Origin of the sequence: Nocardia sp. CWNU-33 (assembly GCF_046764895.1) — a bacterium.
Lineage (GTDB): Bacteria > Actinomycetota > Actinomycetes > Mycobacteriales > Mycobacteriaceae > Nocardia.
In genome coordinates this window covers 73,047-96,422 of record NZ_JBKOQN010000001.1, presented here as the reverse complement: position 1 = coordinate 96,422, position 23,376 = coordinate 73,047, and the positions used below count along the sequence as shown (strand labels likewise).

Below are 23,376 nucleotides of genomic sequence, written 5' to 3'. Positions count from 1 at the left end.
CGGCTACGACGCCACTGATACCGGCGGTGTCCGGGTACTCCCTAGCGGTGCGGTGAGTTCGAGATGGATACCGTCCGGGTCGCTGAACGACAGGATCGCGATGCCGAATGCGTCGAGCGCGGTGACCTCGCCGTGTTCGATCCCGGCGGCGTCCAGCCGAGCAGCCGTGTCGGCCAGCTCGTCCACCGACGACACTGCGAAGCTGAGGTGATCGAGCCCGACCCGCTCGGAGTCGAACCGGTCGGTGGTCGACGCCACGGGGCGCAGGCCGAACAGCATCCCGTTGGTCTGGAAAACGACACCGCCGTAGAGCTGTGCCGGATCGGCGCGCACCTGCGGATCCTCCGGACTGCCGGGCGATTGCGCGGCGATTTCGAAACCGAGTACATCTTGGTAGAACGTGCGGGAACGCTCCAGGTTCGTCACCGTCAGCCGAACATGGTGGATGCCGGTGGTTGCGATCATCGTCATGAAACTCCGCCGTGAGATGGCCAGGATACGACTGCCGGGTTCGGCGTCGTCAGGAACATTAGGGCGCAGATCACAGATCTTCGAGTGTCGGAAACGACACATTCAGTACTGTAGGCGACATGGATGTTGCGGTATTCGTCGTCGACGGGGTGGCCGATTTCGGATTCGCCGCCTTGCTGGAAACGTTCAATACCGCGAACGCGCTGCGCGGCGAATGGGAAGCCTCCATCGACCCCTGGAACGTGCGGACCGTGTCACTGGGCGAGAGCGTGCGATCGGGCAACGGCTACCTCGTGCCGACCATGCCGCTGGCCGACCTACCCGGCGAATTCGATCTGATGATCGTTCCCGCGGTGAACGTGCGGGATGCCGAAACCCTGATCGGGATGGTCTCCTCGGCATCCAATCTGCCTGTGCTGGATTTGATTACGCGAGCGCGCGGAGCCGGTGTCCACTTGGCCGCAGCCTGCACCGGCACCTTCTTCCTGGCCGAGGCGGGTGTGCTGGATGGTTCGCAAGCAACGACGAGTTGGTGGCTCGGTCCGGCTTTTCGCCGTAGGTATCCGCGAATTGTTCTCGACGAGGGCCGGATCCTGTGCCGTGGCGATCAGGTCACCACGGCGGGCGCGGCGTTGTCGCATCTGGATCTTGCCTTGTCCCTGATCGCCGCGAAGAGTCCGGCACTGGCCGAATTGGTGGCCAAATACCTGGCGTTCGGCGACCGAAATGCGCAGGCCGACTTCGCGGTACCCGAGGTGATCGCCAGGGGTGATTCGCTGGTCGCGGCATTCGAACGTTGGGTCCGTGACCATCTGGCCGAGCAGTTCCTGATTTCCGGTGCGGCACAGGGGCTCGGCGTCACCGAACGCAGCCTGCAACGCGCAACCCATGCCGAACTCGGGATGTCCCCAAGGGATTTCGTCAACGAGATACGGCTGGAACGTGCCACGCACCTGCTGCGGACCACCCCGCTGACCATCGATTCGGTGGCCGCCAAGGTCGGATATCTCAACGCGGGAACCCTGCGCAGCCTCTTCCGTCGTCGACGTGGCAGGAGCATTGCCGATATCCGAGCCTCCCGGCTGTCCTGGTGAGCGATCAGTTCCGGTAGCGGCGGTGATCGACGCTGAATTCGTCGGCGACGGTCGCGGCGAGTTCGACATACGCGCGCTTGGTGGTCTTGTGCAGGCGATGCAGATCGATCTCGGCGCCCTCCGACAGATGCTCGTCATAGGGGATGACATGCACAGCACGGCAGCGCGACAGGAAGTATTCGCGCAGCTGCTGGATGCCGACATTCGGTGATCCCTCGCGCGGCAGGTTGATCACCACCACCGCATTGCGGACCAGGTGATCGTGGCCGTGCAGCGACAACCAGTCGAGCGTTGCCGCCGCGCTGCGAGCTCCGTCGATCGCGGCCGAGGAGATCAGCACCAGGGAATGCGCCAGATCGAGCACCCCGCCCATGGCCGAGTGCATGAGCCCGGTACCGCAGTCGGTGAGGATGATGTTGTAGAACCGCTGCAGGATTCGGGCGACAGCACGGTACTCGTCCTCGCTGAACGCTTCGGAGGCCGCCGGATCCCGTTCGCTGGCAAGAACTTCCAGTCGACTCGTGCCCTGCGAGGTATGCCTGCGCACATCCGAGTACCGCTGGATCGCCTGATCCAGCAACAGATCACGCACCGTCGACCGCGTCTGCAGGGGTACCCGCTGCGAGAGGGTGCCGAAGTCCGGGTTGGCGTCCACCGCGATCACCCGATCGCCACGGATGGACGAGAAGATCGACCCGAGACCCATTGTCGTGGTGGTCTTTCCGACGCCGCCCTTCAGCGACAGCACCGCGATCCGGTAGTCACCGCGCACCGGTTGCCTGATTCGTGCGACCAATTCCTGCAGCCGCATCTCCTCCGCGGAGAGTCCCGGATTGATTGCACCGCCGGAAACATGGTGCACGGCCTTGCGCCAGCCGCTACCCGGCGCTTTCTTGGCCCGCCGCAACGGAACATCGTCGAGCGACGGCTGCGGCATGTGCTGGCTGTACTGACCCGGGTGCTGCTGCGCAGGCGCTCCAGGATGCGGCCCGGCCTGCGGCTGTCCCCGCCCCGCGGCATCCGAGCTTGCCTCCACTGGAGGCTGCTGCCCCTGCCGCGCCGCGCCCTGCCACTGCTCGCTAGCCGCCGCCGGTGGCTGGTTGCCGCCCGGTGCGTGCGACTGCCCGAATCCGGGGTCGCCGACCGGTGCCTGCGGTGCCGCCGGCGGCTGTCTCGAGCCGGCTGGATTGCCCCACTGGTCGCTGCCGGTCGACTGCGTCGATCGGCCGCCGCCTGCTGCATGCGATCCCGTGGGTGATTGTCCGAATCCTGCTGGGTCACCGGCCGGTGCGGGTGCTCCGGTGGGTGGTTGTCCGAACCCCGCTGGACCGCCGACCGACGTGTGCGGTCCAGGGGTTGGTTGCGTGAATCCTGTTGGGGCGCTGCCTGGTACGTACGGTCCTGTGGGTTGCGTGAATCCCGACGGGGCGTTTGCGGGTGCTTGTGGCATCGGCTGGTCGCCGCCAAGAGGGTGCGGAGCAAGGCGATCTTGTTCCGGTGTGCGCGGCCCGGCCGGTGACTGCGCGAATCCTGTTGGGCTCCAATGGCCGACGCCCGGTGCCTGCGGCATCGGTTGATCGCGGGTGTGCGGTCCCGTTGGTGGCTGTTCGAATCCTGTTGGGCCCCAATGGCCGCTGCCCGGTGTCGGTGACCCCGCTGGGGGGCGCTGCCCGTATCCGGTCGGGTTCTGCCATGGTTCGCCGGTAGGCGCCTGTGCCGGCATCGAAGGCTGGGCGTATCCGGTCGGAGGCGGCGGGCCCGGCGTCGGTTGCCCGAGCGCCGCCGGATTCTGCCACGGCTCACCCGGTCCTTGCGGCATCGGACGGTCGGATACTGCTTGCTGACCGGGCATCTGGGTCTGTGACCGGTCGTTGGGCTCGGCGGCCGCCTCGTCGGCGTCGATCTCCGACGCGAGTCGGTGGCGGCCCCTCACCGCAGACTCCGGGGCGGCAGGGCGTGCGGTCGACGGCTCGAAAGCGTTGGGGCGCTGGTCGAGTGTCGAGACGGCGCCGTGCGGTTGCGGCCACGGGGCCGAGGCTATGGGCGTGGCACCGGTTCCGGCGGCCGATACTTCGTTGTCAACCGGCTCGCGCGTGGCGAATTCATCAGGGGGCGGAGGTAGTTCGGGGCGATAGCGCACCGGCGCGGACGGCTGCTCGGCAACCTGCTGACCGCCATCGGCGCGCTCGCCGCTCAGCCACGGTGGCGGACCGTCCGTGCTGTGTGGAACCGCCGACTGTGGGCGATCGCGCTGCGAGATGTCCGACGCGCCGAGTTCGCCGTTGCGCAGTTCCGTTGCGGCAGTGGCTGATCCGTGGGCAGCATCCGCAGGAGCGGTGTTCGGTGCTTCGGGTTCGAAGCCGTGGCTGCCGTGCTCGGGCGCGACGGTCGATTCGGGTCCGTGCACCGGGGGAGCCGTTGGGCTTGCGAGGTTGCGTGGACCCATGTTCGGGGCACCCGGCTCGAATTCCGTACGGCTGTGGTCGGAACCGGGTCCGGCGAGCCACAGCGGCGGCCCATCGGGTTCCGGCATCGTCGGCATGCCATGGAGTTCGGCGGACGGTGTCGAATGGTCGGCCGGCGCAACCGGTTGCTCGCCGGCCGTCGGCTGCGACAGCGCGGACGGCGACAACGCTTGTGCTACAGCCGGATCCGGCCTCGGTGGAGACGTCGGCAGATCAGGGTGCTGCTGGTAGCGCACCGTGGCCTCGGTCGAGGCCGGTGGCTCTCGGGGCGCGTCGACCGGCCGTGCGCCGAGCGGCTGGAAGCCCTGCGACGGCCTGCTCGGGTTGCGCGTCGGCAGCGGTGCCGACTGCCACGAGTTGTCGGGGTGTGGCGGCAGTTGGCTCGGCGCCTGCTCGCGCTGCTGCGGCGGCCAGGAGTCGTTCTGGTGGTGCGGGTTTGGTTGCGATCGCGGTTCAGGCTGCGGTTCTGGGCTGCGCTGGAACTCGGGCCCATGCTGGAACTCGGGCCCATGCTGGAACTCGGGCCCACCTTGGAACTCTGGCCCGCGCTGCTGCTCTGGCCCGCGCTGCTGCTCTGGCCCGCGCTGCTGCTCTGGCCCGCGCTGCTGCTCAGGCCCGCGCTGGAAATCGGGACCACGCGACGGCTCAGGAGAGCCAGTGTGCGGCAGCTGATCCTGCTGCTGCTCCTCGCTGTGCTCGTCCTTATCCCGACGCCAGCCCTTGCGTCGTTTGTCCCGGCGTGCGGGATTGGGTTCCGGGCGATCGCTCTCGGGGGAGCGAGACTTGAAACGGCCGCGCCGGGGCGTTTCGTCGATGAGTTCTTGGTGTGGCAGGTTCTGTACGGGTGCTTCGTAGCCGACCTGTGTGACTTCGCTCTCGGATAGCCACGGTGGCAGCATGGGGAGGCCGTCGTTATTACGGCTCACGGCGTCTCCTCGCTAACGCTCGGTTCCGCCGTGCCCGGGGGCGCTGTGTCCACGGCTCGCTCGCTGCGCTCGCTCACCCATCCCCCTTGGATCTGCTGGACCGATTCCTGGACAGCGGCCAGTTTACGCGAAGGACGGCTGCCGTCGTTTGGCAGGGACTTCCCCCGGTCGGTGGGTTCTCAGGGAGCCATTTTTGCCGGATCCGGTACCGCCCGGTAAGCTGGAGCGGCGGTGCACCTATGCGCCGACTGTTTGCATGCCACCGTGGCGTTTGTCGACGGGTTCATACAAGCAGACACGAAGCAATCAAACCAGGTTTGAGCGTAAACCAGGATCGCGGAGGACATGGCGAAGAAAGACGGGGCCATCGAGGTCGAGGGTCGAGTTGTCGAGCCGCTGCCCAATGCGATGTTCCGGATCGAGCTCGAGAACGGTCACAAGGTTCTCGCGCACATCAGCGGGAAGATGCGGCAGCACTACATTCGTATCCTCCCCGAGGACCGTGTGGTCGTCGAGCTTTCGCCCTACGACCTGTCGCGCGGCCGCATCGTTTACCGCTACAAGTGATCGCGCCCGCTCCCGATGGAGCGCGACCACATGAGCCGCAAGGCTCACCCACAGAGACTTCCCCAGCCGTCGGCTGGGGAAAAACTGTGTTCACACCCGTGTGAACCATAAGAAGATTGGACGGACGTGAAGGTTCAGCCGAGCGTCAAGAAGATCTGCGAGAAGTGCAAGGTGATCCGCCGTCACGGGCGGGTCATGGTGATCTGCGACAACCTGCGCCACAAGCAGCGCCAGGGCTGATCCGACTCTTCGTAGTCGATCACCAGCCGGGCACCGATCACTGATCGGCTTGGCCACAAAAAGAAGAACTCCCAGCTCCAGCCGCACACTGCGGAATTTCGGGTAGCGATGGTTTCGACAAACTGTCGAGGATCTCAATGCCCGAAGGTGTGCGTGCCAACCCCCGGTTCGGAGGCCGGGGCCCCACCAAGACGAGGGGACGGACAGGGAGCAGACCTCCGCAACAGTTAAGGAACCTGCCACATGGCACGTCTCATGGGCGTTGATCTCCCGCGCGAAAAGCGCATGGAGATCGCGCTGACTTACATCTACGGCATCGGCCGTACCCGCTCCAAGGAGATCCTCGCGGCGACCGGCGTCAGCCCGGACCTGCGCAGCAAGGACCTCAGCGACGATCAGGTGACGCAGCTGCGTGACTACATCGAGAGCTCGCCCGAGCTCAAGGTCGAAGGTGACCTGCGCCGCGAGGTGCAGGCCGACATCCGTCGCAAGATCGAGATCGGCTGCTACCAGGGTCTGCGCCACCGTCGTGGTCTGCCCGTCCGTGGCCAGCGCACCAAGACCAACGCGCGTACCCGCAAGGGCCCGAAGCGTACCGTCGCCGGCAAGAAGAAGTAGGGATAACCGATGCCTCCGAAGTCACGGGCCTCCGGCCCGAAGAAGACCCAGAAGTCGCGTCGCCGGGAAAAGAAGAACGTCCCGCACGGCCACGCGCACATCAAGAGCACGTTCAACAACACCATCGTGTCGATCACCGATCCGGCAGGCAACGTCATTTCCTGGGCGTCGTCGGGCCACGTCGGCTTCAAGGGTTCGCGCAAGTCGACCCCGTTCGCCGCGCAGCTCGCCGCCGAGAACGCTGCCCGCAAGGCGCAGGAGAACGGCGTCAAGAAGGTCGACGTCTTCGTGAAGGGCCCGGGTTCGGGTCGCGAGACTGCGATCCGTTCGCTGCAGGCCGCAGGCCTCGAGGTCGGCACGATTTCCGATGTCACCCCGCAGCCGCACAACGGCTGCCGTCCGCCCAAGCGGCGTCGCGTCTAGCGGGAAAGGATTAGATAACAAATGGCTCGTTATACAGGCCCCATTACCCGCAAGTCGCGTCGTCTGCGTGTCGACCTCGTCGGAGGCGACCAGGCGTTCGAGCGTCGCCCCTACCCGCCCGGCCAGCACGGCCGCGCGCGGATCAAGGAGAGCGAGTACCTGCTCCAGCTGCAGGAGAAGCAGAAGGCTCGCTTCGCCTACGGCGTCATGGAGAAGCAGTTCAGCCGGTACTACAAGGAGGCCAACCGCCTCAAGGGCAAGACCGGTGACAACCTGCTGCGTCTGCTCGAGTGCCGACTGGACAACGTGGTGTACCGCGCGGGTCTCGCGCGTACCCGTCGTCAGGCTCGCCAGCTGGTCAGCCACGGCCACTTCACGGTCAACAACAAGAGCGTGAACGTGCCCAGCTTCCAGGTGACCCAGTACGACATCATCGATGTCAAGGAGAAGTCGCTCGGCACGCTGCCGTTCCAGGTTGCTCGCGAGACCGTCGGCGACCGTCCGGTTCCCGGTTGGCTGCAGGTGATCCCGGGCCGTCTGCGCATCCTGGTTCACCAGGTGCCGGAGCGCGCTCAGATCGATGTGCCGCTGCAGGAACAGCTGATCGTCGAGTACTACTCCAAGTAGTCATTGGGCGAGCCGTCCTGGATACCCTGGGCGGCATCGCGCACGGCTTCAGCGCTGCTGGTGTGTGGTCGCAAGCGACCGCTTGCGACCACACACAACCCCCAGAACGTGGGCGTCAAATAGTGGGCGCCCGTACAGGAGGATGATTCCTAATGCTGATTTCACAGCGTCCGACGCTGACCGAAGAGGTCGTCGCCGAGAACCGCTCGAAGTTCACCATCGAACCGCTCGAGCCGGGCTTCGGTTACACCCTCGGCAACTCGCTGCGGCGTACCCTGCTGTCCTCGATCCCGGGGGCCGCGGTCACGAGCATCCGCATCGACGGCGTCCTGCACGAGTTCACCACGGTTCCCGGTGTGAAGGAAGATGTCACCGACATCATCCTGAACCTCAAGGGCCTGGTCGTGTCCTCGGAAGAGGACGAGCCGGTCACGATGTACGTGCGCAAGCAGGGTCCGGGCACCGTCACCGCCGGTGACATCGTCCCGCCCGCCGGTGTTGTCGTGCACAACCCGGACATGCACATCGCCACCCTGAACGACAAGGGCAAGCTGGAGATCGAGCTCGTCGTCGAGCGTGGTCGCGGTTACGTCCCTGCCGTGCAGAACAAGGCCTCCGGCGCGGAAATCGGCCGGATCCCGGTGGATTCGATCTACTCGCCGGTGCTCAAGGTGACCTACAAGGTCGAGGCCACCCGTGTCGAGCAGCGCACCGACTTCGACCGTCTGATCCTGGACGTGGAGACCAAGAACTCCATCACCGCACGGGATGCGCTCGCTTCGGCGGGCAAGACCCTGGTCGAGCTCTTCGGCCTGGCCCGTGAGCTGAACGTCGAGGCCGAAGGCATCGAGATCGGCCCGTCGCCGGCCGAGGCGGATCACATCGCTTCGTTCGGTCTGCCGATCGAGGACCTGGACCTCACCGTCCGGTCCTACAACTGCCTCAAGCGCGAGGGTGTGCACACCGTGGGCGAGCTCGTTGCCCGCACCGAGTCGGACCTGCTGGACATCCGCAACTTCGGCCAGAAGTCCATCGACGAGGTCAAGGTCAAGCTGCATGCGCTCGGCCTCTCGCTCAAGGACAGCCCGGCGTCGTTCGATCCTTCTTCCGTGGTGGGTTACGACGCGAGCACTGGAACGTGGAGCGACAGCGGCACGTTCAGTGACACCGATGGCGGCGAGCAGGACTACGCCGAGACCGAACAGCTCTAGGCCGCTGGGGTAGGCACCCCGGCCTGGCCTTACTCAAGGAGAACAAACAATGCCCAAGCCCAAGAAGGGTGCTCGCTTCGGCGGGTCGGCGTCGCACCAGAAGGCGATCTTCGCCAATCTGGCGACGGCGCTCTTCGAGCACGGTCGTATTTCGACCACCGAGGCCAAAGCCAAGGCGCTGCGCCCCTACGCCGAAAAGCTTGTCACCAAGGCAAAGGCCGGCACTCTTGCCGACCGTCGCGAGGTGCTCAAGGTGATCCGCAACAAGGACGTCGTGCACGAGCTCTTCGCCACGATCGGCCCGTCGTTCGAGGGTCGCGAGGGTGGTTACACCCGCATCACCAAGACGCTGCCCCGCAAGGGTGACAACGCGCCGATGGCGATCATCGAGCTGGTTCGCGAGAAGACCGTGACCAACGAGGCCGACCGCGCTCGCCGTGTTGCCGCGTCCAAGGCCGAGGCGCCTGTCGCCGAGGTTGTCGAGGAGACCGCCGACGAGGCTGTCGCCGAGACCGCCGAGGCCGAGGCCCCGGCTGCCGACGCCGCCGACGAGAAGGCCGACGACAAGGCCTGAGGCCGTGTTTCGTGAACGAGCCCGCCACCCGCAGTCTGGGTCGGCGGGCTCGTTCGGTTCGACCAGGAGATCGCTGTGAACGTGGAGGATTCGATGGATTCTGTTGAACCGTCACGGGATTCAGCTCAGCGTCAGCAGGAATCGGCTGAGTTCGGACCGGGCGCGGCAGTACCGGCTCCGGTGCCGGCCGTCGCAGCGGTTCGCGTGCGCCTCGATATCAGTTACGACGGCACCGATTTCACCGGCTGGGCGCGTCAGCCCGGGCTGCGCACCGTGCAGGGCGTGTTGGAAGAGTCGCTCAGCAAGGTGTACCGCGAGCCGGTGCAGCTGACCGTCGCAGGCCGCACCGATGCGGGCGTGCACGCCGAAGGGCAGGTCGCGCACTTCGATACGACCGCCGAGTTCGATGCCGGGAAGCTGGTGCATCGGATGGCGCGCTTTCTACCGAAAGATGTGCGTATCAAGGCCGCTCGCGTTGCGCCCCCCGAATTCGATGCCCGCTTTTCCGCGATCCGCCGGCACTACGTCTATCGACTGACCACCGCGCCCTACGGCGCCGAACCGCTGCTGGCGCGCAGCGTGGTCGCCTGCCGGTCCGACGTCGATGTCGACGTCATGCGCGACGCCTCGCGAAAACTCCTCGGGCTGCACAACTTTGCCGCATTCTGTCGCCGTCGTGACGGTGCAACAACGGTGCGCGAACTTCAGCGCTACGCCTGGGAGCGCGACGGTGACGCACTGACCGCTTACGTCAGCGCCGATGCCTTCTGCTGGTCGATGGTTCGCAGCCTGGTCGGCGCCGTGCTCGCTGTCGGGGAGGGGCGACGCACGCCAGATTGGGTTGCCGATCTGCTGAACGAAACCGAGCGTTCGAGCTCGGTTGCCGTTGCCCCCGCGCACGGCTTGAGCCTGATCGCCGTCGACTATCCGGCCGACACCGACCTCGCGGCTCGTAATGCTGAGACTCGCGAAATGCGTTCGGTCCCAGTGCCGGACGAGGGCTGCTGCGGCGACTGATCGGATCCGGTCGCAGGGGCCGCGCCACCTGATCGCGCGGCGGATCCGCTGACCATCCAGCAGCGTGCGGTTTCATGCTCGAGTCTGAAAAGGGTGCTCCCGCACCGCGAAGCACGATACGGCGCGGGAGCGGGAGACAGGTCTGTTACGACGAACCTGCTTCGATGGTCTTCGGCTGCGCCGACGAGCCGGAGATCTCGATGCGGCGCGGCTTGGCCTTCTCGGCAATCGGGATCGTCACCGAAAGCACGCCGTTGTTGTAGGTCGCGCTGATCTTGTCGGCATCGACGTTCTCGCCGAGCGAGAGCTGGCGCATGAATGTGCCCGCGAAGCGCTCGGAGGCAATCCACTGGACACCTTCGTCGCTGGGCGTGCTGCGTTGCGCGCGCAACGTGAGTGTGCCGTTGTCGACACTGACGTCGACCGAACCGGGGTCGACTCCGGGCAGGTCGGCGTTCAGCACGTAATGGTCGCCTGCCCTGAACAGATCCATCGGCATGAATCGTGGAGCGCGGGTGGTACCAGCGGCTTCGCCCAGCAATTGGCGGGCGACGGTATCGATGTCATGAAACGGATCGAACCTCAGCACAGCAATCACCTCCATCGCCGTTGGCGGCACTCACCACGGCGGTGAGCGCCGGAAGCTGTGCACCGACAAATTTAGCACTCTCCATGGGTGAGTGCCAGGTCTGAATACGGATCGCGGCGGGTGGAATAGGCGCCACCTCATGGTCGTTCGCTTCAGATATGGCTATCGAGCAGCTCGGACGGTTCGGCGTATGGCGCGACTACACGGGGTTCGCCCCCGAGCAGGCGCGGGAGTTGGAGGAGCTGGGCTACGGCACCCTATGGCTGGGGTCCTCGCCGCCCGCCGAGCTGTCCGAGGTGGAGACGCTGCTGGACGCGACCGAGTCGATCACGGTGGCAACCAGCATCGTCAACATCTGGTCCGCACCCGCGAAGCAGGTGGCCGAGTCGTTCCATCGGATCGAGGCACGTTTTCCCGGCCGTTTCCTGCTCGGCCTCGGCGCCGGTCATCCGGAACAGGCAGGCAACTACAGCAAGCCCTATGACGCGCTCGTCGACTACCTGGACGAGCTGGACGAGGCCGGAGTGCCGAAGCAGCAGCGCGCCCTCGCCGCGCTCGGCCCGCGGGTGCTGAAGCTGGCGGCGGATCGCACCGCGGGCGCGCTGCCCTACTTGGTCACCCCCGCGCACACCGCGAGCGCTCGGCAGGTGCTCGGCGCGGACGCGCTGTTGGCGACCGAGCACAAGGTCGTGCTGGACACGGATCCGGTGCGGGCGCGCGCGACGGCTCGTCCGCGCGTCGAGTTCTATCTGGATCTTCAGAACTATGTTGCGAATCTGCGTCGCCTCGGGTTCGGCGACGAGGACCTCGCCAAGCCGGGCAGCGACCGGCTCTACGATGCGCTGGTCGCCCATGGCGCCGCCGATTCGATTGCCGATCAGCTGGGCGCGCATCTGCGCGCGGGCGCCGATCATGTTGTGGTGCAGGTGCTCGACGCCGACTCCCAGCAGACACTGCGCGCACTGGCGCCGGAGCTTGCCGCACTGTCCTGAGGCGCGCCTGCACATCTGAAATTTTGATGTTTGAACTATCGGCTATGGCCTGATCTGCTGGTATCGCTATGGCTCCGTGGGTAATTCGGTAGCTATCGCTACCGTAGAGGTGCGATCGGCGGCGGAGACTCCGCCGCCGACGCGTTCGGGTCCTCGGAGGTAGCGCCAAAGGTTCAGCCGGACTGAGGCATTCGGATTCGCTCGCTGTCCTCGTAGCTTGCTCGTTCGAGCGTGATCGCGATCAATACCCACCGCCCGTGGTCGGTGGATCAGACATACTGCGTGCCTGCCCACACGGACGAATACGTGACCTCGAGCCAGGAGTTCAGCGAGTACCCGGTCGGATACGCCAACGATCTGACCTACATCCAGGATGGCTGCTTCCCTGAGTGTGATACGCACCGGCTATTGGGATCTCGAGAGTTGCCGCGCGTATCGGGGCAGGCTCGGGTGCGCCGACGCGGATGTGGTCGAGCCGGGCAGCGATCTTGCACATACGGGCGGTAGCCCGCGACCAGGAAATTTCGCCGAGCTGATCGTCCTAAGAGACTGTAAGGAACCCGCGGGGACCATTCCCTGGCGACTGTGACAGCAGACACACTCGATCCCAGCTGACGCGCTGACGCGTCGATGAAGGAGATCTTGTGACTACGACACAGCCTGCAAGCGAGCGCCGGGTGATTGCGAACGTGCTTCGCGGATCTATCGGTAATCTCGTCGAGTGGTACGACTGGTATGTCTACGCGGCTTTCAGTGTGTACTTCGCGAAAACATTCTTCCCCACGGATGATCCAGCGGCGCAGCTGTTGTCGACCGCCGCCGTGTTCGCAGTCGGCTTCCTGATGCGTCCGATCGGCGGCTGGCTGCTCGGCCGCTACGCCGACCGGTTCGGTCGCCGCTCGGCGCTGACCCTGTCGGTCAGCGTCATGGCGGCGGGCTCGTTGCTGATCGCGCTGACCCCCGGGTATCAGACGATCGGACTCGCCGCCCCGATCATCCTGCTGCTGGCGCGGCTGCTGCAAGGATTGTCGGTCGGCGGTGAATACGCCACCAGTGCAACGTATTTGTCGGAGGTGGCCTCTTCCGGCAAGCGCGGGTTCTACTCGAGCTTCCAGTACGTCACCCTGGTCGCCGGCCAGTTGGTAGCGCTGGGTGTGCAAATCGTCCTGCAGCAGTTCCTCGACAACGCCCAGATGCACGACTGGGGCTGGCGGATTCCGTTCGTCATCGGCGCGGCGGGTGCGCTGGTGGTGATGTGGCTGCGGCGCGGCATGGACGAGTCCGAGCAGTTCGAGGCCGCCGTTGTAGCGGAGCGGCTCGACACGGCCACCGGGACGGCTTCGCGGCAGGGGCGAGACACCGCGGCCGCGAGCGGCACGCCTGCGCCCCCGCGTGGCTCGCTGCGGATGCTGCTGCAGTACCCCCGGGAGTGCCTGCTCGTGATGGGCCTGACCTTGGGCGGCACCGTGGCTTTCTACACCTACACCACCTACATGCAGAAGTTCATGATCTACACCTCCGGCATCTCCAAGCCGACGGTGGCGTGGATCAACTTCATCGCGTTGCTGGTGTTCGTGGTGTTGCAGCCGCTGGCCGGCGGGCTGTCGGACCGGATCGGCCGCCGCAAGCTGCTGATGTTCTTCGGTGTGGCAGGCGCCCTGCTGACCGTGCCGATCATGACCGTGCTCGCCCACACCAAGAACCCGATCGCCGCGTGGGCGCTGATGATGCTGGCGCTGGTCATCATCACCGGCTACACCTCGATCAATGCGATCGTGAAGGCCGAGCTGTTCCCGACCAAGATACGCGCGCTCGGCGTCGGGCTGCCGTACGCGCTGACGGTCGCGATCTTCGGCGGCACCGCGGAGATGATCGCGGTCGCGCTGAAGAAGGCCGGCCACGAGTCGCTGTTCTTCTGGTACGTCGCGGGCTGCATCGGTATCTCGCTGATCACGTACTACTTCATGCGGGAAACGTCGAAGGAGTCGACCATCGACGCCGAGGCACCGGCGGCGGACACTGCGTCCGCGCCGGATGAAGAACGGGAACTCGCGCCCGCGCGCGCCTGACGGCCGTGGCCAACGAGGTTATGCGCGTACGCGCCGATCGTCCCCTGTGGGAGGATCGGCGCGTGCGGCTTGCTGTGGTCGAAGACGACGACGGTGTTGGTGACGCCCTGGTAGAGGCGCTCAACGCCCGCGGATACCGGGCCGAGCGCATGCGAAGGGGCGCGGATCTGCTGATCGCGCATCGCGGCTACGACGCGGTGATCCTCGATCTCGGCCTGCCCGACGCCGACGGGCTGCAGGTGCTGCGGCAGTTGCGCGAGGTGAGCTCGATACCGGTGCTGATCCTGACCGCCCGCAGCGACGAACGTTCCATCGTGCGCGGGCTGCGCGGCGGCGCCGACGACTACCTGGTGAAGCCACCGCGGATCGCCGAGTTGATGGCTCGGCTGGAGACCGTCATGCGGCGCGCGGCGGTGGCAGCGGAGCCGACGCGCGCGGAGGTGGTGACCGGGGATGTGCGGGTGGATCTCGCCGCGCGGGTGGTCGAGGTCGGTGGGACGCCGATCGCGTTGACGCAGAAGGAGTTCGAGTTGGTGGAGGTGCTCGTCGAGCGGCCGGGCGCCGCGGTCAGCCGCCAGCAACTGATGGACCGCATCTGGGGTGACGCGTTCGTCGCGGTGTCGCGGTCGCTGGACGTGCACATGACCGGATTGCGCGCGAAGCTGGCCAGGCCCGGTCTGATCACCACCATTCGTGGCTACGGTTATCGGTGGGGACAATGAGCCGGGGAGCGGAGCCGGAATGCGTCGACGGCTACTGATCGCGTTGACAGTGTTCGCGGCGCTGGCGGTGCTCGCGTTCGCGGTGCCGCTGTCGCTGACCTTCGCCACCAGCCGGACCCAGGAGCTGGTGCTCGGCCGTTCCGGGGACGCCGATCGGTTCGCCACCCTGGCCGATGTCGCGGCCGCGGACGGGGATGTCCGTGCGCTGGCCGAGGAAGTCGGCCGCTACCACGAGCTCTACGACGAGCCCGTGCTCGTTGTCGACGCGCGCGGCGCACCGACGGTCAATGCGGCCGTGGATATCGATGATGCCGCCATTGTTGCCGCGGTGGCCGCCGCGCGCCGCAATCAGCGACCGCAGCCGATCGATCGGCTGACGCCGTGGGGCGCGCCGACCATGCTGGTCGCGCGGCCGGTCGGGACCGGCGTGCAGGTCAATGGCGCCGTGGTGATCGAGGCGTCCACCGCGCAGGCCCGCGCCGATATCGCGAAGGCGTGGGCGGTGATCGCGGCGGGAGCTGTCGTCGCCATGGCGGTGTTCACGCTGCTGGCACTGACTCTGAGCCGCTGGGTGCTGCGACCGCTGGCCGCGCTGTCGCATGCGGTCGCGGACCTGACCGCAACACTGCCGAAACCACGCACCGAAGTAGCCGCACCCTCGATCGCCCGCCGCCACGGCGGGCCGCCGGAAATGCGGGCCGTCGCGGAATCGTTCGACGCCATGGCGCTCGCCGTCGCCGACTCGGCGGACGCCCAACGTCAGCTCGTCGCCGACACCGCCCACGCCATGCGTAACCCACTGGCCGCTTTGACAATTCGTCTCGATTCGCTGGAGCCCGCCATCCCGGCGGGTGCGACCGCAACCTTTCATCGCGCGAGTGCCGAGGTCGAACGCCTGACCGCGCTGCTCGACGGCCTACTCAGCCTGGCCGTAGCCGAAACCCCCGCCGCCTTCGAAGCCGCACGCGCCGCCGGTGGCACCGAAAACCGTTGCGACGCGGTACAAGTAGTCGCCGATCGGATCGATGCCTGGTATTCCGCTTTCGAGAGTGCGGGCATGCAACTGGGTGCGCGGGTCGAGCCGGTCGTTGGAGACGATGCCGCTGGCGGTGTGGAGGCCGGTGGATACAGTGCCGCTGGCGGTGTGCGGGTCGGTGGAAACACTGGCGCTGGCGGTGTGGGGGGCGTTGGAGACGATGCTGCCGGCGGTGTGGGGGTCGGTGGAAACAATGCTGCTGTCGGTGTAGGGCGCGTTGGAGACGCTGCCGCCAGCGGTGTGGAGGTCGCTGGAAACAATGCCGCCAGCCGTGTGCGGGTCGCTGGAAACCAAGCTGCTAGCCGCTTGCCGGTGGTTGGAGACGATGCCGCCAGCCGTGTGGCGGTCGCTGGAACCCACGCGACCAGCAGCTCGCGGGTCGCTGGATACGATGGTTCGACCGACTTGCAGGTTGATCGAAATGGCGCGGAGGTTGCGCTTCCCGCGGACGTCCTTGCGCAAATACTCGATGTGCCCCTGAGCAATTCGTGCCGCTACGCGGGTTCCGGCACACACACGACGATTACCGTCGACACCGAGCCCGGTTGGGTGACGGTGACCGTCCGCGACGACGGCGCCGGAGTGGCCCCTGAGGAGATCGACAAACTCGCCACCCGCTTCTATCGCGGCGCCACCGCACCCTCGGGTGGCTCTGGCCTCGGTCTCCCGATCGCCACTGCCCTGACTCAGGCCCGCGGCGGCACGTTGACCGTCGAGCCGGTCGACCCGCACGGCCTCGCGATCCGCATCCGGCTACCAAGGGTGGTCGAGTGATGCGCCGTCGGAACTTCTTGGCGCTAGCGGCTTTCGGGGCCGTTGCCGGGATGTCGGGGTGCGGCACGGATGCGGGTGGTGTCAACGTCCGGTTGGCTTCCGGTGAGGCGGGTGGGCTTTATCACGCGTTCGCGCGGCTGCTCGCGGCTGTTGCGGAGCAAGCGGGCGGGGTGCGGATCGAACCGGTGACGACCTCGGGCTCGCAGGAGAATCTGGCCCGCCTTGCCGCGGGCGAGGTGGATGCGGCGCTGACGCTGTCGGATTCGGTGGGGGAGCGCGATCGGGTGTCGGCGCTCGGGCGCGTCTACGAGAACTACCTGCAACTCGCGGTGCGGGCGGACAGTCCGATTCACCACGTCGCCGACCTGCGCGGCACCCGGGTGAACCTCGGAGCCGCGGGCTCGGGTGCCGCGGTCACCGGCGAGCGGCTGCTGTGGGCCGCGGGCTTGGATCCGGCGGTGGATGTGTCGATTGCGCATCGGCCGTTGCGGGAGGCGGTGGCGGCGTTGGACTTCGATGAAATCGACGCGCTGCTCTGGGCGGGCGGCGTGCCAACCAGTGCGCTCGAGGTGCCGCGGCGGATGCGCCTGGTCGACCTGGGTGAGTTGGCTGTGCCGATGCGAGAGCGGTTCGGCTATCTCTACGACCGTGTAGAGATTCCCACCGATGCCTATCCCGGCGGCCCCGCGGTGCACACGGTGGGCGTCGCGAATCTGCTGCTCGCCGCGCCGTCCCTGCCGGACGATGCCGCAGCGGCGATCGTCGACCTGCTGCTTTCCTACGCCGACGCGCTGGTCCCGGCCGAGGCCGCAGGCACCCAATTCCTGGATGCCCGCTCACTGATCGGAACTGGCTCGGTACCACTGCATCCCGGTGCGGCAGCGGTATATCGGCGCAGACACGGTTGAAATGAGGTAGTCAGGCGGGCGCCGGTTTCGTCCAGCGCACTACGCCATCTGTGCTCGAAGTGGGAGGGGTGGTAGACCTTGGTTTGGGGGTTGCGGTAGTAACGGCGCAAAAACAACAGATGTGGTGTTGAAGATCCGCTGGCATCCCGCTGCGGTGAGGGCATGGATCTGACGGTCCAGATTCTGATCGCGCGTCGACACGCGGCCGTAGCCGATGAGCGCCCCACCCCCACCGATCGGATCGAGCGCATCGCCGTCGAGGGTGAGCGGTTCGGAGATGTCGAGATCCTTTGTCGCGGTTGCCATGCCGCGGAGTGAGAAAGGGCCGACAAGACAGATGTGTGGTCGGCAGTGTCGTGGCCTTAGGGGGCAGACAACCGTGCTGACGGGAATCAGCCCCCGCGGTTGAGCAGTCCCCTGCAAGCACGCCGCACTGTGTAGTGCCGGCTAGGGCCTCAGTACGATTTTGCCGTGGGTGTGTCTGCGTTCGAGTTCGGTGTAGGCCTGACGAACCTGCGTCAACGGGTAGACGTTCGCGATCGGGACTTCGAGGTGTCCGTCGGCAATCAGGCCGGCCAGTTCGGCGAGCACCTCGGCGCCCGGCCTGGCGTTGGTCCCGGGTTCAGTCTTGACCCCATACTTTGCGGCTGCTGCGAAATCGGCGATGGTGTCGATCCGCTCGATTGCGACGCCGAGAGCGAGGGCCAGTTCGACGTACCCGCCGCCGTAGGTGTCGATGAAGGCATGGATGCCGTTGGGTGCGGCGGCCTTGATCCGGTCCGCGACGCCGTCACCGTATGCGACGGGGATCACGCTGTGGCTTTGCAGCCACTCGTGGTTGCCCTCGCTCGCCAGGCCGATGACCGTGGCTCCGGCACGGCGCGCGAGCTGAACGGCGAGCGAGCCGACTCCTCCGGCTGCTCCGGAGATGACGACGCTCTCGCCCTTCTCGAGCTGTACGGAATGCACTGCCCCCCATGCAGTCACGCCGGCGACGTATAGGCCGCCCGCCACCTCCCATGAGACGTTCTTCGGTTTGGGCGTGAGGTTGTCGACGTCGACCAGGACCAGCTCGGCCTGGGCGGCCCGCAGCTCGGAGAATCCGATCACCTCGTCGCCGACCGAGAATCGGCCCGCACCGGTGCCGATCTCGGCGACAACTCCGGCGAGATCGCTGCCCTGCCCGGACGGAAAGGTCGAGGGAAAGATGTCCGCCATCGCGCCGGTGCGTATGGCCGCCTCACCGGGGTTGATGCCTGCCGCTCTTACCTGCACGAGGACCTGCCTGTCCTCGGGCACCGGGCGGTCGACCTCGTCGATCCGCAGGACGTCGATTCCGCCGAATTCGTCGTACCTGACTGCCTTTGTCATTGTCTTGCTTCTCCTCCGGCGCGCGATGCGCGGCTGACTCGGGAATGGTTCGCACCGGGGTGCCCGTCACCAGGGCACTGTTCCGGCGTCGTCGAAGAATCCGCCGGTCGGTCCGTCGTCGGGCAGGGTCGCGAGGTGAATCGCAATCGCCGCCCCCTGTTGTGGTGTGCGGACGCCTCGGAAACCGTTGAGGTCGGTGGCGGTGAAACCGGGGCAGCCGGAGTTGATCAGGATGTTGGTGTCGCCCAGTTCCTTGACGTATTGGATGGTGACGGCGTTGAGGAAGGCCTTCGACGCCAAGTACGCAGCGGGAACCGGGCCCATGTCGATGCCGGGCGTGGTCTGCAGGGCGAGCGAGCCCACGCTGCTGGACATGTTGACGATTCGCGGTGATGCCGAGCCGCGCAGCATGGGCAGCATCATGTTGGTGACCCGGATGACGCCGATCACGTTGGTTTCCACGACAGCTCGCACGGTCGCGGGATCGACCGTGGTGGGTGTCTGTGGCATACCGCCGGTGATCGCGGCATTGTTGACCAGGACGTCGAGCCCTCCGGCATGGTCGGCGATCAGCTCGGCCGCGGCGGCGACACTCGCGTCGTCGTTCACGTCGAGCGGCACGCCGAACGCATCGGTCCCGGCCGCGCGCAACTTCTCCACCGCGGTGTCGCGGCGTTGTTGATCCCTCGCGCCCACACCGATTCGCCAGCCAAGGGCGCCCAGGCCCGCCGCGATCTCGTATCCGATTCCTTTGTTCGCGCCGGTCACCAGTGCGATCGTCCGTTCACTCATGCCGTTGATCATGTTGCGGACTCGGGTAGGGCGTCCAAGACCGATTGGGTGGGCGGCGATACCGCACGGGTATTGGTCGTGGTGAGCGCCGGATACGATGCCATGGTGGAGACGCGGGAGTTGCGATACTTCGTCGCCGTCGCCGAGGAGTTGCACTTCGGGCGGGCGGCGCAACGGCTCGCGATGGCGCAACCACCGCTGTCGCGGGCGATCCAGCAGCTGGAACGGCGGCTCGGAGTCGTTCTGCTGCACCGCAGTTCTCGCGCGATCACGTTGACCGAGGCCGGGGCGGTGCTGCTGCGGGAGGCCCGGTTCGCTCTCGAAGCGGTCGAAGCCGCCGAGCGCCGCACCCGCCGCGCCGCTGCCGAGCGGCCAGGTGTGGTGCTGGCCACCAAGGCAGGAGCGTCCAGCGAACTGTTGTCGAAGCTGCTGGACGCCTACGCCGCCGACCCCTGCGCTGTCGCTGTCGAGGTGGTGCTGTGCGGGCCCGGCGAACCGGAAAGCCTGCTACGCAACGGGCGTGCCGACGTTGCTCTGCTCCACCGGCCCTATGACACGACGGCCGGATTCGACACCGAGGACCTGCACACCGAACAGCAGGTCGTGGTCCTGCCCGCGGGGCACCCCCTCTCCAACCGACCCCACATGTCGATGGCCGAGGTCAACGCCCTGACGGACCTGCCCCTGCCGCGCTGGCCTCGACGGGATGGAAGTTATCCGGACGGCCCCGGCCCGCAGGTCCGCGACCATACCCAGTTGACCCAGCTGATCACGCTCGGACGGGCCTGCGCGGTCGTGCCCGAGTCGCTCCGCGCCCAACTACGCGACAATCTCGCCATCGTGCCGGTGCCGGACGCACCGGCCGTCACGACCGTCATCGCCTGGCCACCACACAGCAGATCCAAAGCCGTCGCCGACCTCGTCCGTACGGCGATACGCCTCTAGCCGATAACATCCGCAACCGCGTACCGCACGATGTGATGGGTCAAAAACGAACGTTTTCGACCCATCACCAGCCGAGGCGACACCTGTCGGGAAACCGGCAGCTCACACCCAGCCCTCACAAGACAGCACAACTAGGGCCTTGCGCCCGGGTTGCCCACGTACATGCCGTCGGGAAGTGGGAGGCAGAAAAAGGCATCGTCACCGTTTGGTTCTACGAGACCCAGCCGGTGCCCCTGGTCTACGCACTTGTCCAGAGTATCGAAGTAGCCGAAGGTTCCACCGACCGCTGCTGCCGTTCCGGTAGTCCCGGCGAAAATAGTGCCGACCATCCCCAATGCGAGCACTGAATACGTGAAGAACTTCATGTGATTCCCTTCGTGTGGATGTCCAAGAAGGCTAGGAATTCTGCGCTCCATCCACCAGCGTCCGTCACGATCATTACTGGAAAAGGCCAGGCCGCAACTACCATTCGAGTTTTCCGGACCGGACAGATGACGCGCCAACGGCGAGGGGTTCCGGTGGCCGTTGCCCGACCGCCGGGCCGGGCAACCGGTGCACTTCAGCACCCTGCACCCCGACGACAGCAAGCCATGATCAGCTGTGACTCGGCCTTGCCGACGCTGACACCTCGACCAGGATGTCCATCGCTGAATCCATTCTCGCTGTGCTGCTTTCGACACCGAAATAGGCCATCGCTCGTTCGCATGCGGCGATGTATCCGGCGGCTGCCGCGGAGGTGATGGCGGCCAGCGTCTCCGTCAGCAAGTCCCACTGCGCCGAGGTCACCCCCTCACGACTGACGCCGATGGTCTGCAGCGTCAGGACCGTCGACAGGTGTGGCTGGCATGCACACCGGCCGAGAACAGCCTGAAGGCGAATTCGCCGTACTGTGGCCCGCCTTCCCCGAGCAGCGCGCCCACCAGGTCGACGTCCTTGGGTATCGGGCTCCCGAAGTGCACCGGGGCCTTGGACACGTCGTCGGCGCGGACCTGACCAGCGCGAACCTGACCGACGCGTACCTGACCGGTGCAAAGCTGTCCGGCGCCGACCTGTCCGGCGCGAACCTGACCGGCGTGATCGCGAGCTCACTCAACAACATCAGGTTCCGCTGCCTGCCCGCGGCACCCCCGCGTAGGAATCCGTCACGTAGATCGTCGATCGTGTGGGCGAACGCGGGGTTGCTGCGCCCGACATTCATGATCTCGATCGTGCCTGTCACGTACTGTTCGGCAAGGCGCACAGCATCTTTCACCGACATCGAAGTCTCCATCCCCATACCCGAAGTGTGACAGCGCACTCCGACATCAACACACGAAACCCAACGGCCAGCAGGTGGTAGCGCAACTATGCCGGGTGGTTCTATCGGCGATCTGTGACGTCACCCATTGGTGGAAGCTGACGTCGCCCGGATCTGAGGATTTTCGTATCGGCGAATTTTGACGTCGTGATGTTGGTGGCGCATGGTATTCGTCTGCTGTAGTGCACAATCGGGCGTATGGCACGGTCTCTGCCCGAGGGCGAATCACTTCTGGTGCGTACGGACTTCACCGACGACGCGGCGTGGGCCCAAACCCTCGCGGCGGTCATCGCGTCCTACGACGAAGACGCGATGTCAGAGCTGACACCCGTCGACGACGTGATCTTCGACGGGCTGTCCCCCGCCGACCTAGGTGATCTGGTCGATGGCCAGACCTATGTGTTCCTCGCCGACACCACAACGATGACCGACCCCGAGCACCCACTGCTGGCGGTCGATACCAGCGACGAGGATGCCCGAGGGGACGGCGACGCGGTGTTCCGGATCGCGCCGATCGCGATGGCCGAGGTCGAGGTCAACTTCTTCCTCTCCAACATGGACTTCGAGGACTACGCCGGCGGCGTCGACGACGACGGTGTTTTCCGCGGCTTCGATCGGTGATCGCGGCCGGCACTCATGACCGGCCACAGGACCATCCCCGGAGCGCTATGGATGGACGACTTGCCCCTCGCTGAACGACAGTGGGCTGGCACTGGCCGCCCACAGCTGCACGTAGTTCCGGCGTTGGGCAACCGGCCGCTACCGGGACCCCGGATCGGGTCAGCTTCGGGATTCCGGGGGCCGGCTAGTGGCTGCTGACGGGCCACCGATTCGGTTCACATACCCGTTGAGTCTGGCTGTGTCGTAGGCGATACCGCCTCTACAGCCCGGCGGTCGGGATCACTCAGCTCGCAGAGGGGTTTCCGGGCGACCGGTCGTCGAGGGCGCGCTGCAAGTCGGTGTTGATGCGTTCGGCTTCGGCGAGCTGGTCTTCGAGGATCATGATCCGACACGCCGCGTCCAGGGGGTTACTGGCGTCGACAAGCTCGCGCACGCTGAACCGCGCCCGATCCGCTCAACTCAAGAAGCGCTGCCGGTCGGCGGACGCACCTGACGCGCACTCTCGCATGCGGCATGGTCGGCCTCGGGCTTGTCCTCGCCGTTTCGAGCGCAACCCTGTCGGTTGTAACCGAAGCTGTCGTAACCGAAGCGGTCCCGACCGAAGCTGTCGTAACCGAAGCGGTCCCGGCCGAAGCGGTCCCGACCGAAGCTGTCGTAACCGAAGCTGTCGTAACCAGATCGGTCCCGACCGAAGCGGTCGCGGCCGAAACTGTCGTAACCGGATCGGTCGCGGCCGAAGCGGTCGCGGCCGAAGCTGTCGTAACCGAAGGCGTCGTAGCCGTCGGACTGGCAGCCGACGGTCAGGGCCGTCGTACAGGGAGCGGCGAGCGCGGGCACCACCGCGGCTGCGGGAGCCAGCGCCATTGTCGTGATCACGACGGCTCGCGCCACCATCACCCGCGCGCGGCCCGGATTCATTCTTGTCAGCAAAGGTCGGCTTCCTACTCGAACGGAACCCCACCGCAGGGTCCGCACAGCACATCGAAACGTTCTGTGCAGCAAAGATATCAAGGACGGTCCACTACCG

27 protein-coding genes are annotated in these 23,376 nt (G+C 66.2%); 18 read left to right on the top strand and 9 right to left on the bottom strand.

Annotation, left to right across the window (positions count from 1 at the left end):
- Positions 1-3: 3 nt before the first annotated feature.
- On the bottom strand, positions 4-471 hold the full coding sequence (locus tag ACLMAL_RS00460; protein ID WP_328409299.1) for a VOC family protein: 468 nt from the start codon (positions 469-471) through the stop codon (positions 4-6).
- A 119-nt stretch (positions 472-590) separates the two neighbouring features.
- Between ACLMAL_RS00460 and ACLMAL_RS00455 the strand changes: the two genes are divergently transcribed.
- Positions 591-1,565, top strand: coding sequence for a GlxA family transcriptional regulator (locus ACLMAL_RS00455; RefSeq protein WP_411997274.1), 975 nt, complete (start codon positions 591-593; stop codon positions 1,563-1,565).
- A 4-nt stretch (positions 1,566-1,569) separates the two neighbouring features.
- Here ACLMAL_RS00455 and ACLMAL_RS00450 read toward each other — a convergent pair whose 3' ends face one another.
- Positions 1,570-3,135 (bottom strand): AAA family ATPase, encoded by a 1,566-nt coding sequence (locus ACLMAL_RS00450; RefSeq protein ID WP_411997519.1) that lies wholly within the window; start codon positions 3,133-3,135, stop codon positions 1,570-1,572.
- A gap of 1,320 nt (positions 3,136-4,455) precedes the next feature.
- Between ACLMAL_RS00450 and ACLMAL_RS00445 the strand changes: the two genes are divergently transcribed.
- From ACLMAL_RS00445 to truA, 9 genes are all read left to right on the top strand, one after another.
- Positions 4,456-4,914, top strand: a complete 459-nt coding sequence (locus tag ACLMAL_RS00445; RefSeq protein ID WP_411997543.1) for a hypothetical protein — start codon at positions 4,456-4,458, stop codon at positions 4,912-4,914.
- A gap of 387 nt (positions 4,915-5,301) precedes the next feature.
- On the top strand, positions 5,302-5,523 hold the full coding sequence (gene infA / locus ACLMAL_RS00440) for a translation initiation factor IF-1 (RefSeq protein WP_003418601.1): 222 nt from the start codon (positions 5,302-5,304) through the stop codon (positions 5,521-5,523).
- A 126-nt stretch (positions 5,524-5,649) separates the two neighbouring features.
- Complete coding sequence (rpmJ, locus tag ACLMAL_RS00435; protein WP_011207363.1) at positions 5,650-5,763, top strand: 50S ribosomal protein L36; 114 nt, start codon at positions 5,650-5,652, stop codon at positions 5,761-5,763.
- Between the two features lie 243 nt (positions 5,764-6,006).
- Positions 6,007-6,381 carry a 30S ribosomal protein S13 gene (gene rpsM / locus ACLMAL_RS00430; protein ID WP_014981767.1) on the top strand — a complete coding sequence of 125 codons (375 nt, stop codon included), beginning with the start codon at positions 6,007-6,009 and terminating at the stop codon, positions 6,379-6,381.
- 9 nt (positions 6,382-6,390) lie between these two features.
- Positions 6,391-6,804: a 30S ribosomal protein S11 gene (gene rpsK, locus ACLMAL_RS00425; RefSeq protein ID WP_040731638.1), complete on the top strand. Its 414-nt coding sequence runs from the start codon at positions 6,391-6,393 to the stop codon at positions 6,802-6,804.
- Positions 6,805-6,825: 21 nt separating this feature from the next.
- Positions 6,826-7,431, top strand: coding sequence for a 30S ribosomal protein S4 (rpsD, locus tag ACLMAL_RS00420; protein ID WP_328409306.1), 606 nt, complete (start codon positions 6,826-6,828; stop codon positions 7,429-7,431).
- 152 nt (positions 7,432-7,583) lie between these two features.
- A complete protein-coding gene (locus tag ACLMAL_RS00415; protein WP_040686662.1) occupies positions 7,584-8,642 on the top strand; it encodes a DNA-directed RNA polymerase subunit alpha in 1,059 nt (352 codons plus the stop codon).
- Between the two features lie 49 nt (positions 8,643-8,691).
- The gene (rplQ, locus tag ACLMAL_RS00410; protein WP_411997273.1) at positions 8,692-9,216 is read left to right on the top strand and encodes a 50S ribosomal protein L17; all 525 of its coding nucleotides are present in this window, start codon (positions 8,692-8,694) and stop codon (positions 9,214-9,216) included.
- 93 nt (positions 9,217-9,309) lie between these two features.
- Positions 9,310-10,233: a tRNA pseudouridine(38-40) synthase TruA gene (gene truA / locus ACLMAL_RS00405; protein WP_411997272.1), complete on the top strand. Its 924-nt coding sequence runs from the start codon at positions 9,310-9,312 to the stop codon at positions 10,231-10,233.
- A 145-nt stretch (positions 10,234-10,378) separates the two neighbouring features.
- Here truA and ACLMAL_RS00400 read toward each other — a convergent pair whose 3' ends face one another.
- Complete coding sequence (locus tag ACLMAL_RS00400; RefSeq protein WP_411997271.1) at positions 10,379-10,822, bottom strand: Hsp20/alpha crystallin family protein; 444 nt, start codon at positions 10,820-10,822, stop codon at positions 10,379-10,381.
- Between the two features lie 158 nt (positions 10,823-10,980).
- Here ACLMAL_RS00400 and ACLMAL_RS00395 point away from each other — a divergent pair, with 158 nt between their 5' ends.
- The 5 genes from ACLMAL_RS00395 (at position 10,981) to ACLMAL_RS00375 (ending at position 17,323) form a co-directional block, all read left to right on the top strand.
- Positions 10,981-11,814, top strand: coding sequence for an LLM class F420-dependent oxidoreductase (locus ACLMAL_RS00395; protein WP_411997270.1), 834 nt, complete (start codon positions 10,981-10,983; stop codon positions 11,812-11,814).
- A gap of 644 nt (positions 11,815-12,458) precedes the next feature.
- The gene (locus ACLMAL_RS00390; RefSeq protein WP_411997269.1) at positions 12,459-13,883 is read left to right on the top strand and encodes an MFS transporter; all 1,425 of its coding nucleotides are present in this window, start codon (positions 12,459-12,461) and stop codon (positions 13,881-13,883) included.
- A gap of 62 nt (positions 13,884-13,945) precedes the next feature.
- Positions 13,946-14,605, top strand: coding sequence for a response regulator transcription factor (locus ACLMAL_RS00385; RefSeq protein ID WP_411997268.1), 660 nt, complete (start codon positions 13,946-13,948; stop codon positions 14,603-14,605).
- A gap of 19 nt (positions 14,606-14,624) precedes the next feature.
- Complete coding sequence (locus tag ACLMAL_RS00380) at positions 14,625-16,415, top strand: ATP-binding protein (RefSeq protein ID WP_411997267.1); 1,791 nt, start codon at positions 14,625-14,627, stop codon at positions 16,413-16,415.
- Positions 16,415-17,323, top strand: coding sequence for a TAXI family TRAP transporter solute-binding subunit (locus ACLMAL_RS00375; RefSeq protein WP_411997518.1), 909 nt, complete (start codon positions 16,415-16,417; stop codon positions 17,321-17,323). The genes ACLMAL_RS00380 and ACLMAL_RS00375 overlap by 1 nt, the downstream gene beginning before the upstream one ends.
- Before the next feature lie 39 nt (positions 17,324-17,362).
- Here ACLMAL_RS00375 and ACLMAL_RS00370 read toward each other — a convergent pair whose 3' ends face one another.
- The 3 genes from ACLMAL_RS00370 to ACLMAL_RS00360 all read right to left on the bottom strand — a co-directional run bounded on the left by ACLMAL_RS00370 (position 17,363) and on the right by ACLMAL_RS00360 (position 19,486).
- The gene (locus tag ACLMAL_RS00370) at positions 17,363-17,629 is read right to left on the bottom strand and encodes a recombinase family protein (protein ID WP_411997266.1); all 267 of its coding nucleotides are present in this window, start codon (positions 17,627-17,629) and stop codon (positions 17,363-17,365) included.
- Positions 17,630-17,770: 141 nt separating this feature from the next.
- Positions 17,771-18,694 (bottom strand): NADP-dependent oxidoreductase, encoded by a 924-nt coding sequence (locus tag ACLMAL_RS00365; protein WP_411997265.1) that lies wholly within the window; start codon positions 18,692-18,694, stop codon positions 17,771-17,773.
- 66 nt (positions 18,695-18,760) lie between these two features.
- The gene (locus tag ACLMAL_RS00360; RefSeq protein WP_411997264.1) at positions 18,761-19,486 is read right to left on the bottom strand and encodes an SDR family NAD(P)-dependent oxidoreductase; all 726 of its coding nucleotides are present in this window, start codon (positions 19,484-19,486) and stop codon (positions 18,761-18,763) included.
- A 48-nt stretch (positions 19,487-19,534) separates the two neighbouring features.
- Here ACLMAL_RS00360 and ACLMAL_RS00355 point away from each other — a divergent pair, with 48 nt between their 5' ends.
- Complete coding sequence (locus tag ACLMAL_RS00355; RefSeq protein WP_411997263.1) at positions 19,535-20,431, top strand: LysR family transcriptional regulator; 897 nt, start codon at positions 19,535-19,537, stop codon at positions 20,429-20,431.
- Positions 20,432-20,562: 131 nt separating this feature from the next.
- On the opposite strand, the gene ACLMAL_RS00350 is transcribed toward ACLMAL_RS00355, so the two are convergent.
- Positions 20,563-20,796 (bottom strand): hypothetical protein, encoded by a 234-nt coding sequence (locus tag ACLMAL_RS00350; protein ID WP_411997262.1) that lies wholly within the window; start codon positions 20,794-20,796, stop codon positions 20,563-20,565.
- Positions 20,797-21,276: 480 nt separating this feature from the next.
- On the opposite strand from ACLMAL_RS00350, the gene ACLMAL_RS00345 reads away from it, so the two are divergent.
- Positions 21,277-21,720 carry a pentapeptide repeat-containing protein gene (locus tag ACLMAL_RS00345; protein WP_411997261.1) on the top strand — a complete coding sequence of 148 codons (444 nt, stop codon included), beginning with the start codon at positions 21,277-21,279 and terminating at the stop codon, positions 21,718-21,720.
- A 206-nt stretch (positions 21,721-21,926) separates the two neighbouring features.
- Entirely contained in the window at positions 21,927-22,349 is a 423-nt protein-coding gene (locus ACLMAL_RS00340; RefSeq protein ID WP_411997260.1) for a DUF6924 domain-containing protein, read from the top strand.
- A gap of 283 nt (positions 22,350-22,632) precedes the next feature.
- Here the strand turns inward: ACLMAL_RS00340 and ACLMAL_RS00335 are convergent, their stop codons facing one another.
- Together ACLMAL_RS00335 and ACLMAL_RS00330 are read right to left on the bottom strand one after the other, a co-directional pair.
- Positions 22,633-22,782, bottom strand: a complete 150-nt coding sequence (locus tag ACLMAL_RS00335) for a hypothetical protein (RefSeq protein WP_411997259.1) — start codon at positions 22,780-22,782, stop codon at positions 22,633-22,635.
- Positions 22,783-22,808: 26 nt separating this feature from the next.
- Positions 22,809-23,267: a hypothetical protein gene (locus ACLMAL_RS00330; RefSeq protein WP_411997258.1), complete on the bottom strand. Its 459-nt coding sequence runs from the start codon at positions 23,265-23,267 to the stop codon at positions 22,809-22,811.
- Positions 23,268-23,376: the final 109 nt, after the last annotated feature.